This is a genomic window from Pseudorhodobacter sp., from assembly GCF_030452865.1.
Classification (GTDB): domain Bacteria; phylum Pseudomonadota; class Alphaproteobacteria; order Rhodobacterales; family Rhodobacteraceae; genus Pseudorhodobacter.
Genome location: NZ_JAKDLJ010000066.1, coordinates 1 through 12,599, shown reverse-complemented (window position 1 = coordinate 12,599; position 12,599 = coordinate 1). Strand labels below are relative to the sequence as shown.

General features: G+C 59.1%; 14 protein-coding genes. 10 read left to right on the top strand and 4 right to left on the bottom strand.

Features of this window, described 5'->3' with window-relative positions; all coding sequences use genetic code 11:
* The coding region (locus L0H65_RS06150; RefSeq protein WP_367651977.1) for a Ppx/GppA phosphatase family protein at window positions 1-696 on the bottom strand (696 nt) is incomplete at its 3' end.
* A gap of 249 nt (window positions 697-945) precedes the next feature.
* Between L0H65_RS06150 and L0H65_RS06145 the strand changes: the two genes are divergently transcribed.
* The 5 genes from L0H65_RS06145 to L0H65_RS06125 all read left to right on the top strand — a co-directional run bounded on the left by L0H65_RS06145 (window position 946) and on the right by L0H65_RS06125 (window position 5,445).
* Window positions 946-1,242, top strand: coding sequence for a virulence factor (locus L0H65_RS06145; protein ID WP_301457958.1), 297 nt, complete (start codon window positions 946-948; stop codon window positions 1,240-1,242).
* 35 nt (window positions 1,243-1,277) lie between these two features.
* Entirely contained in the window at window positions 1,278-2,195 is a 918-nt protein-coding gene (locus tag L0H65_RS06140) for a methylenetetrahydrofolate reductase (RefSeq protein ID WP_301457957.1), read from the top strand.
* 15 nt (window positions 2,196-2,210) lie between these two features.
* Window positions 2,211-3,191, top strand: a complete 981-nt coding sequence (locus tag L0H65_RS06135; protein ID WP_301457956.1) for a methyltetrahydrofolate cobalamin methyltransferase — start codon at window positions 2,211-2,213, stop codon at window positions 3,189-3,191.
* A 107-nt stretch (window positions 3,192-3,298) separates the two neighbouring features.
* A complete protein-coding gene (locus L0H65_RS06130) occupies window positions 3,299-4,216 on the top strand; it encodes a DMT family transporter (RefSeq protein ID WP_301457955.1) in 918 nt (305 codons plus the stop codon).
* A gap of 89 nt (window positions 4,217-4,305) precedes the next feature.
* Entirely contained in the window at window positions 4,306-5,445 is a 1,140-nt protein-coding gene (locus L0H65_RS06125) for an OmpP1/FadL family transporter (protein WP_301457954.1), read from the top strand.
* Here the strand turns inward: L0H65_RS06125 and L0H65_RS06120 are convergent, their stop codons facing one another.
* A complete protein-coding gene (locus tag L0H65_RS06120) occupies window positions 5,446-6,069 on the bottom strand; it encodes a hypothetical protein (protein WP_301457953.1) in 624 nt (207 codons plus the stop codon).
* A gap of 123 nt (window positions 6,070-6,192) precedes the next feature.
* Here L0H65_RS06120 and L0H65_RS06115 point away from each other — a divergent pair, with 123 nt between their 5' ends.
* From L0H65_RS06115 to L0H65_RS06095, 5 genes are all read left to right on the top strand, one after another.
* Window positions 6,193-7,059 (top strand): ATPase, encoded by an 867-nt coding sequence (locus L0H65_RS06115; protein WP_301457952.1) that lies wholly within the window; start codon window positions 6,193-6,195, stop codon window positions 7,057-7,059.
* 22 nt (window positions 7,060-7,081) lie between these two features.
* Window positions 7,082-7,999 (top strand): homoserine O-succinyltransferase, encoded by a 918-nt coding sequence (metA, locus tag L0H65_RS06110; RefSeq protein WP_301457951.1) that lies wholly within the window; start codon window positions 7,082-7,084, stop codon window positions 7,997-7,999.
* The gene (locus L0H65_RS06105; RefSeq protein ID WP_301457950.1) at window positions 7,974-8,924 is read left to right on the top strand and encodes an alpha/beta fold hydrolase; all 951 of its coding nucleotides are present in this window, start codon (window positions 7,974-7,976) and stop codon (window positions 8,922-8,924) included. Before metA ends, L0H65_RS06105 begins: the two co-directional genes overlap by 26 nt.
* Before the next feature lie 81 nt (window positions 8,925-9,005).
* Window positions 9,006-9,878 carry a polyphosphate kinase 2 gene (ppk2, locus tag L0H65_RS06100; protein ID WP_301457949.1) on the top strand — a complete coding sequence of 291 codons (873 nt, stop codon included), beginning with the start codon at window positions 9,006-9,008 and terminating at the stop codon, window positions 9,876-9,878.
* A complete protein-coding gene (locus L0H65_RS06095; RefSeq protein WP_301457948.1) occupies window positions 9,871-10,488 on the top strand; it encodes a TetR/AcrR family transcriptional regulator in 618 nt (205 codons plus the stop codon). The genes ppk2 and L0H65_RS06095 overlap by 8 nt, the downstream gene beginning before the upstream one ends.
* Window positions 10,489-10,569: 81 nt before the next feature.
* Here the strand turns inward: L0H65_RS06095 and L0H65_RS06090 are convergent, their stop codons facing one another.
* Window positions 10,570-11,646 carry an ABC transporter ATP-binding protein gene (locus tag L0H65_RS06090; protein WP_301457959.1) on the bottom strand — a complete coding sequence of 359 codons (1,077 nt, stop codon included), beginning with the start codon at window positions 11,644-11,646 and terminating at the stop codon, window positions 10,570-10,572.
* Window positions 11,647-11,660: 14 nt separating this feature from the next.
* Window positions 11,661-12,467 carry an ABC transporter permease gene (locus L0H65_RS06085; RefSeq protein ID WP_301457947.1) on the bottom strand — a complete coding sequence of 269 codons (807 nt, stop codon included), beginning with the start codon at window positions 12,465-12,467 and terminating at the stop codon, window positions 11,661-11,663.
* Between the last annotated feature and the right edge of the window lie 132 nt (window positions 12,468-12,599).

Below are 12,599 nucleotides of genomic sequence, written 5' to 3'. Positions count from 1 at the left end.
ATCCGCGAACTGGTCTTTCAGCGTTGCCACCCCCAACGGAACCGAAATCCAGTCAACCACCCGCGCCTGGCCCTCACCCGAGGGCTTGAACCCCGCGTGAAGCCGCATGATGGCGCGCGGGCGGTCCGAGGGTTCCACCGCTTTCAAGTCAATCCAGACCAATTCGGTAGAGCCGCCACCGATATCCACGATCATCAGCTTTTCGGTCCTGTCGCTGACCAGCGGCGCACAGGAAATCACGGCCAGCCTCGCCTCCTCCTCGGGCGTGATGATCTCCAACTGCATCCCGGTTTCGCGCCGCACTTGTCGCAGAAACTCACGCGAATTCTTCGCCCTGCGCGACGCTTCGGTTGCGACCAGTCGCATCCGCTTGACCCGGTGCTTTTCCAGTTTCTTCTGACAGATTCGCAGCGCCTGTATCGTCCGCCCGATCGACGCACGCGAAAGCCGACCCGAGGCTTCCAGCCCCGCGCCGAGTTGGACAGTCTTTGAAAAACTGTCGACAACCTGAAACTGACTGCCACGCGGTCGCGCAATCAGCATCCGGCAACTGTTGGTTCCAAGATCGAGCGCCGCATAAAGCTGCGTCGACTCGGATAGACGGGAGTCAGACCGTTCGACCAAGGAATCGAGGGGTGAGACCGCCTCCAACTCCTCCGGGATCGCGCCCTCCTCCCGGGGACGCTCGGGCGTCATACTGCGCCCTCCATTCATGCTTGCGGCCATGCTACGCCGGGCTGACCCCTCACGCAAGCCCCGCCGCTTTGTTCATAAAGAAGATGAAGCGAATGATGCTGCCGCGCGGTCGCTGCGGCGGCACAGGGCTGATAAGACGGGCGCAGGAAACGGAGAGAGGTCGCTCCTCGTCGTTTCAATGTCGAAAAACGTCACCGGGACGGCAGGGCAACCGCTACAAGGGGCGATAACGGGCAGGAGGAATCGTCAATGCCAGAGGTGACTATTGTTTATTGGCGCGACATTCCCGCGCAGGTGATCGTTGGCAAGGGCCGCGCCGCCAGCAAGGTGCAATTGCCGGAGCGTTTCGAGCAGGCGATTGACCGTTGCGCGATGAAAATCGGTGCGAAAGACGCTGACCTCTATCTTGCGGAATGGCGCAAGGCGACACCCTACGCAGTCGAAGGCGACGCGGCGGAGGTTGCGGCGACAGAGGCAGCGCGGCTTGATGCCGAATACGACAAGACCCGCATCAAACAACTGATTGACAACGACGGCCGGGCCTGACGCCCTTCCGATCCAACACCTTACGGGAGAATGTCGTGGCCCTGTTCAACTTCAAACGCGAAACCGCCGCCCCTACCGCGTCACCGCTGGTTGAGGGGTTCATGCAGGATTACTCGGTCGAGGTGATGCCCCGCACCGCCGAAAAGGTCGAGAGTTTCCGCGACCTGCTGCCGCAGCACACCCGCGTCTATATCGCCCATATCGAAGGCACACCGATTGCGGAAATGGTCGCCACTGCAAAGCGTTTGCGCGCCGAAGGTTTTGACGCGATGCCGCATTTCCCGGCCCGCATCATCCCCGACCGGGCCACGCTGGCCGATTGGATTGCGCGTTATCAGGGCGAAGCGGATGTGAAACAGGCCTTGCTGCTCGGCGGAGGCGTCAGCACCCCGGCAGGTGACTATGACAACTCCATGCAGTTGATGGAAAGCGGCCTGTTCGACGGGTTCCAGCGTTTGCACATTGCGGGTCATCCCGAAGGCAACCGCGACATCGACCGCGACGGTGGCGACCGCGTGGTGATGGAAGCACTGAAATGGAAGCAGGCGTTTTCCGAACGCACCGATGCGAAAATGGCGCTGGCAACCCAGTTCTGCTTTGAGGCCGGTCCGGTGATCAAATGGGCGGACCGTCTGGCCGCCGAAGGCATCGACCTGCCGATCCATATCGGGGTCGCTGGCCCGGCAAAACTGCAAACGCTGATCAAATTCGCGATTGCCTGCGGCGTTGGCCCCTCGCTTCGCGTGTTGCAGAAACGCGCTATGGACGTGACAAAACTGCTGTTGCCCTATGAGCCGACCGAGTTTGTCGCCGAACTTGCTGCGCATAAGGCGCGTCACCCGGATTTCGGTATTCAATCGGCGCATTTCTTCCCGCTCGGCGGTATCAAATCCAATGCCAATTGGGCAATTGAACATGGCGGAAAATCCGCCGTCCCCGCCTCTCAATCTTAAGAAAGTAGTTCAACTATGACCCGTACAGTCATTGAATCCAAAACAAAAACGGTCATCATAGGTTTTGACGAACCTTTCTGTGTGATTGGCGAACGCATCAATCCGACGGGCCGCAAAAAGCTCGCGGCGGAGCTGGAGGCCGGGAATTTCGAAACGGTCCTGCGTGACGCGCTGGAACAGGTTGCCTGTGGGGCATCCGTGCTCGACGTGAATTCCGGCGCGGTTTTCACCAACAAGATGGCAACCGATCCGCGCTATGCCGACAACAACTTTGTCGAGCCGCCGTTGATGCATGAGTTGATCACCCGCATTCAGGCCATAACCGACGCGCCTCTGTGCATCGACAGCTCCGTCCCAGGCGCGTTGGAGGCCGGATTGAAGGCAGCTATTGGTCGCCCGCTGCTGAACTCCGTCACCGGAGAGGAGGACCGGATGGAACTGGTGTTGCCGCTGGTCAAGAAATACAATGTGCCGGTGGTCGCGATTTCCAATGATGACACCGGGATCTCCGAAGATCCGGATGTGCGCTTTGCTGTGGCAAAGAAGATCGTAGAACGCGCTGCCGATTTCGGTATTCCCGCACATGACATCGTGGTTGACCCGCTGGTGATGCCGGTCGGTGCGATGGGGTCGGCAGGCCAGCAGGTGTTTACGCTGGTACGGCGCTTGCGCGTTGAACTCGGGGTGAATACCACCTGCGGCGCGTCCAATATCTCCTTTGGCCTGCCGCATCGTCACGGTATCAACGGGGCGTTCTTGCCGATGGCAATTGGTGCGGGCATGACCTCCGCCATCATGAACCCGGTGCGGTTGCAGGAAATGGAAGCGATTCGCGCCGCGAATTTTCTGATGAACCACGATGCCAATGGCGGCGAATGGATTCGCTTTGCCAAAGTGATCGAAGCAGTGACCGAAGGTGCCACTTTCGCCGAGGCATCGGCCTCGGTGGGTGCTGCCGGCGGGCGTGGCGGCCGTCGCGGCGGCCGTCGCAGTTAAGACGAAATGCACCATGGGTCTGCGCAATCAGGCCCATGGTCCATGTGATATTGCAATGCCATCGCCCAAGTGCTGGACAAACCTGCGCCTGCGGGCCATCAAGCACGATGACCACATCCAACCACCCCCTACTTGCCGCTTCCTGGATGATCGGCTCCATCTTCGCTTTCACCGCAATGGCGGTGGCGGGGCGCGCCGTTTCGCCTGTCCATGACACGTTTGAGATCATGACATGGCGCTCGTTGATCGGCTTTGTGATCATCACGGCCTATGCACTGCTGTCAAAGCGCGGGCATGAGGTGCGGTTCAACCGCCTGCCCCGGCATCTGATGCGCAACAGCCTGCATTTCACCGGGCAGAACCTTTGGTTCTGGGCCTTGACTGCGATCCCATTCTCGCAGGTCTTCGCACTGGAATTCACCTCGCCGATCTGGCTGATCATGCTTGCGCCGATCTTTCTGGGTGAAAGGCTGACCCGCGCAAAACTGATCGCCGCAGCACTGGGATTTGCCGGAACGCTGATCGTCGCGCGCCCGGACTTCACCGCTTTTGATCCCGGCATTGCCGCCGCCGCACTCGCGGCGCTGTGTTTTGCTTCGACCAATATCGCGACCAAGGCGCTGACCTGGCACGAATCCATCATCTCCATCATGTTCTGGCTGACGGGGATGCAGCTTGTCATGGGGCTGACACTCGCGGGATGGGATGGTCAGATGACTCTGCCCACGGCGCAAACCCTGCCTTGGCTGCTGCTGATCGGGCTGGCCGGATTGACCGCGCATTTCTGCCTGACCACGGCGCTTTCGCTGGCCCCGGCGAGCGTGATCGTCCCGATGGATTTCCTGCGCCTGCCCGCCGCATTTGCGATTGGGTGGTTTCTATACAATGAGCCGCTGGACCCCGCGATCATCCTTGGCGCGGCTCTCATTCTTGCTGGCATCACCATCAATCTCCGCGCAGGTAAACCGCCCGGTTCAGGCAATGTTGCAACAGCATTGCAGAACAAGAACCATGACGCGGCGTAACAGATTGACCGGATGCGCTCGGCTGAATACTGCTCATAGTTGAACACGATACCGTGTATGTGTTGACACCTGTTCGGGGAGGAACGGCCATGAAGAAAATCGTGACAACATTGGGGGCCGTTGCGCTCTCGGCAACGGCAGCGCAGGCAGGCGGGATTGACCGCTCGGGTCAATCGGTTGCGGTTCTTTTTGAACAGGGAAACTATGTGGAGTTCTCGTTTGGCCGCGTAGCGCCGAGCGTTTCGGGCGTCGGCGCCGGTACGGCGGTCTCGCCGTTGACTCCTACTCCGGGGCAGGCGTCGGGCGATATGGCCGGCAATTACAATTCGATCGGCGGCGGTTTGAAGTATCAGATCAATGATCAGTTCTCCGCTGCGCTGATTGTCGATCAACCTTTCGGTGCGGACGTCAGCTATCCGGCCGCTACGACATATTTCGCGCGCGGTTCGACAGCAAAGATCCGCACCATGGCGATGACCGCCTTGTTGAAATACACCAGCGCGAATAATCTTTCCGTCTACGGCGGTCTGAAATACCAGACCATGTCCGCCGTCGCGTCCGTGCCCTTCGTGGCGGCTTATACCGGCAAGGCGGATCGTGATGGCGGCCTTGGGTATGTCGTCGGGGTCGCCTATGAAAAACCCGAAATCGCACTGCGAGTCGCCGTGACCTATTCTTCGTCAGTGAAGCACAACTTTACTCCGGTTGAGACCACCGCGTCGCCACTGGTTCCGGCATTCCTGTTCGGCTTGCCGACAACGGTGAAGACGCCGCAATCGGTGAACCTGGAATTCCAGTCGGGCGTCGCCAAGGATACATTGGTGTTCGGCTCGATCCGTTGGGTCGACTGGTCCAAATTCAAGATTGACCCGGCGGTTTACAACGCACTGACAAGCGGCAGCGCCCTCGTGTCCTATTCCAAGGACACTGTGACCTATAGTTTGGGTGTCGGACGCAAGCTGAATGAAAATTGGGCAGTTTCCGCCTCCCTCGGTTATGAAAAAGCTGGCGGAGGGTTTTCGGCCAATCTCGGCCCGACCGACGGCAAGAAAAGCCTGACGTTGGCCGCCGTTTACACCAAGGACAACATCAAGATCACCGGTGGCGTCTCATATGTGAAGATTGGCAACGCCAAGACCACGCTCAACACGCCTTCGGGGGTAGCTGCGGCGAATTTCTCTGGCAATAAGGCGGTCGGCGTCGGCATCAAGGTCGGCTACCGCTTCTGATCAACGGTCCTGCAATGACAAAGGCCCCGCAACCTTGCGGGGCTTTTGCGTATCAATGCCGCCGCCCGGCAGATCGAGCCACAACACCCCATCCCGAACGCCGCCGCGGATCAGATGGCCGGTCTGCGCGACTTCAGGGAAATCAGGGACCCAATCGCGATAGCGGTCGTTGGTCACAATTCGGGCGGTCACGCCACGCGCCGCTTTCAGGATATAGGGGTCCGCCGGCGCGCCTTTCGGCACCACCAACACGCGCGCCACCTCCAACCCCAGTTCCATGGCAAACGCATCGTCATGCATATAGCGCCCGGCAAGCAGATGGCCCGCATTCGCATCAAACACTACACAAATTGCAAAACCCAACGCTTCCAGCCGCAGCACGGCTTCCCGCACCGTCACCAGTTTTGGCACCCGATCCTGCCAATACATCACGTTGGAACCGTCGATGACGATCCAGTCACGTTTCGCCTTTGGCGTCACACTGGCGCGTTTGATCAGCGCGATTCCGACCAGAACAAGGCTGGCGACGGCGCAAAGTCCGGCCAGCAGCAGCAGGTCCGGCGTATTCCATGCCAGTCCCATTCCAAAAACAGACAAGATCAGCAGAACAACCGGCGCATTCATCGCGGCAGATTATCCCTGCCGCGTGCGCCTGCCAAGACTAACCGTGTTTCGCATTTTCAGTTTTCGCGTGAACTCCGCCCCTGCCCGCGCTATCAAGCGGCACGCACCGGTCCGGAGGCCAAGATGATCTACAATTCCGCGCGCGACTGGCAGGCTGACAGCGCCCGCAAAATCCTGCTGTTCGGCATGTCCGGTCTTGGGAAAACCTATCTGTCCAACATGCTGCGCGACGACGCGGGCTGGTTCCATTACTCCATCGACTATCGCATCGGCACCCGCTACATGGGGGAATATATCGCCGATAATTTCAAACGCGAAGCGATGAAAGTGCCGCTGCTGCGCGAACTCCTGCTGACGGATTCGGTCTATATCGCCTCCAACATCACCTTCGAAAACCTTGCGCCGCTGTCGACCTATCTCGGCAAACCCGGCAACCCGGAACTTGGCGGCGTCCCCTTCGCCGAATATTGTGCCCGTCAGGCCCAGCACCGCGAGGCTGAAACCGCCGCCTTGCTCGATACCGGGCGTTTCATCAAACGCGCGCAGGAGCTTTATGGCTACAGCAACTTTGTGTGCGACAGTGGCGGTTCCATCTGCGAGGTGGTCGATCCGAACGACCCGAATGATCCGATCATGTCGGCCCTGTCGCGCAACCTGCTGCTGGTCTGGATCAAGGGTTCTGACGCGCATCGGGATGCCCTGATCCGCCGCTTTGATCGTGCCCCAAAGCCGATGTATTACCAGCCTGAGTTTTTGAAACAGGTCTGGGGTGATTACCTGACAGAACAAGACGTGACCGAGGCGCAAGTGAACCCCGATGCCTTCCTGCGCTACGGCTATGCCCGGTTGCTGGACCATCGCCGCCCGCGTTATGCGGCAATGGCGAAATGGGGGGTAACGATCACAGCAGATGAGGTGGCAGCCGTCAAATCCCCCGATGATTTCAACACCTTGATCGCCACAGCCCTTGACCGCAAGCCTGCTGACTGACGCCCGAACCGGAGAGCCTGCAATGCCCATCACCCTGCCCGAAGACCTGCCCGCCTTTGACGTGTTGTCAAAGGAAGGCGTCATGGTCATTTCGCCCACCCGGGCCAGCCATCAGGATATCCGCCCGCTGCGCATCGCTTTGCTGAACCTGATGCCAAAAAAGATCCAGACCGAAAACCAGTTCGCAAGGCTGATCGGGGCGACGCCCTTGCAAATTGATCTGTCGCTGATCCGGATGTCGGAACATCAGGCCAAGAACACGGCAGCCGAACACATGGAGGCGTTTTACCGGCCTTTCCACGAGGTTCGTGACGAAAAATTCGACGGGCTCATCATCACCGGCGCCCCGATCGAGCATTTGCCCTTCGATCAGGTCACCTATTGGGATGAGTTGCGCGAGGTGATGGACTGGACGCAAAGCAATGTCCATTCCACCTTTGGCGTCTGTTGGGGCGGCATGGCGATGATCAACCATTTTCACGGCATCGACAAACACCTCCTGCCCGGCAAGCTGTTCGGGTGTTTCCGTCACAACAACCTTGCGCCGACCTCGCCTTTCCTGCGCGGCTTTTCGGATGAATGCGTTATCCCGGTTTCGCGCTGGACCGAGATGCAGCAGGCCGAGATTGACGCAGCAACCGGCCTGAAAACGCTGCTCGGCTCCGATAGTGCCGGGCCGTGTCTGGTGGAGGATGCCGGCCACCGCGCGCTCTATATCTTCAACCATTTCGAATATGACAGCGAGACGCTGAAACAGGAATATGACCGCGATATTGCCAATGGCACCCCGATCAACGTGCCGCGCAACTATTACCCCGATGACAATCCCGCGATGAAGCCAATCAATCGCTGGAGAAGTCACGCCCACCTTCTATATGGTAACTGGATCAACGAGATTTATCAGTCAACACCCTATGATATCACGCAAATTGGCCAGTAGCTTCCTTTTCGCCGCCGCAGTTGCAGGCAGCGCCTTCTTCGTCGACAAACGCGCCGATCAGCGCGAGGAAGCGGCAGAGGCGGCGTTTCCACCGATGGGTCAGTTTGTCGAGGTCGACGGCAAGCGCGTTCATGCGGTTGTCATGGGCCAGGGCCGCGATGTCGTACTGATCCACGGCGCGGGTGGCAGTACCCGCGATTTCACTTTCCATCTGGCCAGGCGTCTGGCGGAAATCTACCGCGTCACCGTGTTTGACCGCCCCGGCATGGGCTATTCCGACGATCTGGGCGAGGCCGGCAATGACCCGGCGGCGCAGGCGCGGCAATTGCAAGCGGCTGCGCATCAACTGCGCGTCACCCATCCGATCGTTTTGGGTCACAGCTATGGTGGTGCGGTCGCAATGGCCTGGGCACTCGACGATCCGGGTTATACCGATGGGTTGGTGATTGTGTCGGGGGCAACAATGCCCTTCCCCGGCGATCTGGCACTTTGGTACAAGGTGACGGGCAGCCCGCTGGGCGCGGCACTCGTCTCGCCTTTACTGACCGCTTTTGCCAGCAAGGCCCAAGCCGAAACCTCCATCGAGCAGATATTCGCACCCGAAGTCGCGCCGCAAGGCTACGCCGATTATATCGGTGTCGGCCTGACCCTGCGCCGCGCCAGTCTGCGCATCAACGGCGCGCAGGTGCTGAGCCTGAAACCGCATCTGATCGCGATGGCCCCGCGCTATCCCTCGCTGGAAATGCCGGTGGAAATCCTGCATGGCACCGCCGATACCACGGTTCCGCCTGATATCCATGCGGTTCCGCTGTCAAAAATCCTGCCCCATGCACATCTGACGCTGATCGAAGGCGCAGGCCACATGCCGCATCATACGCATGAGAATGCGGTGATGGATGCCATCGCACGCATCGCCCGACGCTGATTGCAAGCGCCATGACTTAGCGCCATACTGCCTTGAAATTCACCGAGGAAATGGCGGAACGATTCAACAGGGCGATGACGCATGACAGACCTTCCCTTTGACGGCGCGATCAGCAGGTTTCTGCATGAGGAAGCGCCCAAAAGCATCCGCAAAGCCATTGAAAAGGCGGATAAAGACACCGTGCTGTCGGAGAGCTACCCCTACCGCCGTGAAATGAAGCACAAGGCGTACAAGGGTGAAATGAAAGGCTTGCAGCGCCAGCTTGTGCGGATGCAAGCCGACCTGAAGGAAACCGGTAAGCGGTTGGTGGTGATCTATGAGGGCCGCGATGCCGCCGGCAAGGGCGGCACCATCGACGCCACTGATGAAAACCTGAACCCTCGCGTCGCCACCGTGGTCGCACTTGCCAAACCCTCCGACCGCGAAGCCACGCAATGGTATTTTCAACGCTATGTCGATTGGCTTCCTGCTGCGGGGGAAATCGTGCTGCTGGACCGTTCGTGGTACAATCGCGGCGTGGTGGAGCATGTTTTCGGCTTTTGTACGCCGGGGCAACGCGAACATTTCTTCGAACAACTTCCGAGTTTCGAAAACATGTTGGTCGATGAAGGGATTGTATTGGTCAAGCTCTGGCTCAATGTCGGGCGGGCCGAGCAATTGCGCCGCTTTCTGGCACGCGAAAGCGACCCATTGAAACAGTGGAAACTAAGCTGGATTGATGTCGAAGGACTGAAGAAATGGGATGAGTATTCAGCGGCGATCAAGGAAACCCTAGGCCGTAGCCATACGCCACACGCGCCCTGGACAGTGATCCGCTCCGACGACAAGAAGCGTGCGCGGATTGCAGCAATTCAGACCGTGTTGCACGCGATTGACTACTCCGGCAAGGACGAAAACCTCATCGGCACGCCCGACCCTGCCATTTGCGGCACCCCCGACCTCTGGGATGTCTAAGCAAGGCTATCACCACGGCAATCTCCGGCAGGCCCTGGTCGAAGCCGCGCTGGATCTTATCACCGAGAAAGGACCGCAAGGCTTCACGTTGTCTGAGGCCGCGAAAGCCGTGGGGGTGACACCTGCCGCCGTCTATCGTCATTTTGCCGGTCGCGATGATCTGATTGCCGAGGCCGCACGGCAAGGCTACGGGATATTCGGCGCATTGATGGAATACGCCTTCAATCAGGGCAAACCGACCGCCCTTGCTGCGTTTGAAGCGACGGGTCGCGCTTATCTCGCTTTCGCGCGCAAATATCCCGGCCACTATCAGGCGATGTTTGAAAGTGGCCTGTCCCTCAATGCTCATCCCGAATTGGCCGCTGCCGCCAACAAGGCGCGCGCAGTGCTGGAAATGGCCGCTGTGAAACTGTCGGAACAATTGCCCGCCGACAAACGCCCGCCGGCCTCGATGTTCTCGGCCCATATCTGGGCGCTCAGCCATGGCGTGGTGGAACTGTTCGCGCGCGGCTCCCCTGGTGCGAAAAGCCCCTATCCGCCCGAAGATCTGTTGGAGACCGGCATCGGCATCTATCTGCGCGGCCTGGGCCTGCTGCCACCCGACCGGTAGGGAATTGAAAGCCGCGCCCAATTTCATCTTGGTACAAATACCTGAATCCCACCGGCGCAGCCCGCGCAACGCCGGAAAATATCAGCGAAACAGCACCAACGCTCCCGGCGCCCAGGCCACCCGCGTCCGGTCGCCGATATCCAGCACGGGGCGGCCAAAAACGTTGCGCATCGAAATCCGGATCGGCGTTTCGGTGCCGTCGATCTTCACGTCGTAATAGGTCATGTCCCCGAAATAGACGACCTCCTCGATAGTCGCCATGCTTTCACGATCGCTGGCCGTTTGGCCATCGAACAACACGGTCAGCGTTTCCGGCCGGAAGCCGACAACCACCGCATCACCTGATGCCGCCGCTGCCGCCTGTTCGGCATCAAGAGTGATGCGGCCAAACCCATTCGCTTCCACCTCGATTTTGCCGCCTTGTTCTGATACGACCTTGGCAGGCAAAAAGTTCATCGTGCCGATGAAATCCGCAACCCGCTTTGAATTGGGCCGACGATACAACGTTTCCGGGTCGGCAAGCTGCGCAATCTCCCCCTCGAACATCACAGCGATGCGGTCCGACATCACCAGCGCTTCCTCTTGGTCATGCGTCACCAGAATGAACGTAATGCCAACCTGCCGCTGCAACCGGATCAGTTCCACCTGCATCTGTTCGCGCATCTTCTTGTCCAGTGCCGACAAGGGTGCATCCAGCAGCAGAACTTTCGGCTTCAGGATCAGTGCCCGTGCGAGCGCGACCCGCTGCCGCTGCCCCCCCGAAAGCGCATGGGCGGCACGGCTGCCAAAACCGCTCAACCCCACCATCTCCAACGCAGCGCCGACACGTTTGGCCAGATCATCCTTGGACAAACCGGCGCGGCGCAGACCAAAACCCACATTCTCCCCCACGCTCAGATGCGGAAAGATGGCATAGGATTGAAACACCATATTGGTCGGCCGCTTGTTGGCCGGAACCCCTGCCATATTGCGCCCGTCGATCATCACAGCACCCGAAGATATCCCCTCGAACCCGGCAATCGTGCGCAAAAGCGTGGTCTTGCCACACCCCGACGGGCCGAGCAGCGAGAAAAACTCACCCGCGCGAATTTCGGCGGTGATGCCGCGCAAGGCGTGGTAATCACCGTAATATTTCTGCACGTCCTGAAACGCGATCATTGTGGTACTCTCGTTCACAGGAAGCCTCCGGTATCTTTTCCACCCGATTTGGCGATGCCCCGGCGGCGGAAATATTCAGCAATGGTCAACAGGACGATGGACAGGCACACCAGTACCGTTCCCAGCGCCATGATAACGGGCACCGCCTGCGGGAAACGGAATTGCGAGAAGATATAGACCGGCAATGTCGGTTCCGTCCCCGCAAGGAAAAACGCGATGATGAACTCGTCCAGCGAAATCGTGAAGGAAATCAGCAAGCTGGAGATGATGCCCGGCATCACCAAAGGCAGGATGATCAGCCGAAAGGTGCTGGCCGCAGATTCGCCCAGATCGTAGGCCGCTTCCTCCAGACTCTGATCCAGCGATTGAAAGGCCGAGGACAGGATGGCGATGGTAAACGGCGTGCAGATCAGCACATGGCCCAGAATCACCGTGAATTTCGACAGGTTGATACCGAGGCCAAGCAGAACCACCAACAGCGACACCGCCACGATGATTTCGGGCAAGACCAACGGCAGCATGATCAACCCCATCAGCCCCGTTTTCATCGGAAACCGGTAGCGGGTCGAGGCGCGGGCGACGAACACACCAAAAATCGTCGACAGGATCGCCGAGGTGACCGCGATTTCAAGCGAGTTGGCAACCGCCCGCCCCAGCGTCGGCTGCACCAACATCGCTTCGAACCAACGGATTGAAAAGCCGGTCAGTGGAAAGGCGATGACCGTCGCGTCGTTGAACGCAAACATCGGCAGAATGATGATCGGCGCATAGAGAAACAGCAGATAGACCAGCGTATAGACCTTGAACCAACCACCTTTCATCCTTTTGGCCCCTTCAAGTAACGCCGCGTCAGGGCAAGGAAAATCAGGCTGACAATCGTAACGATCACCATGGCAGACACCGCAATCGCTGATCCCAGAGGGTAATTATCCAGTTTCAGATATTGCAACTGG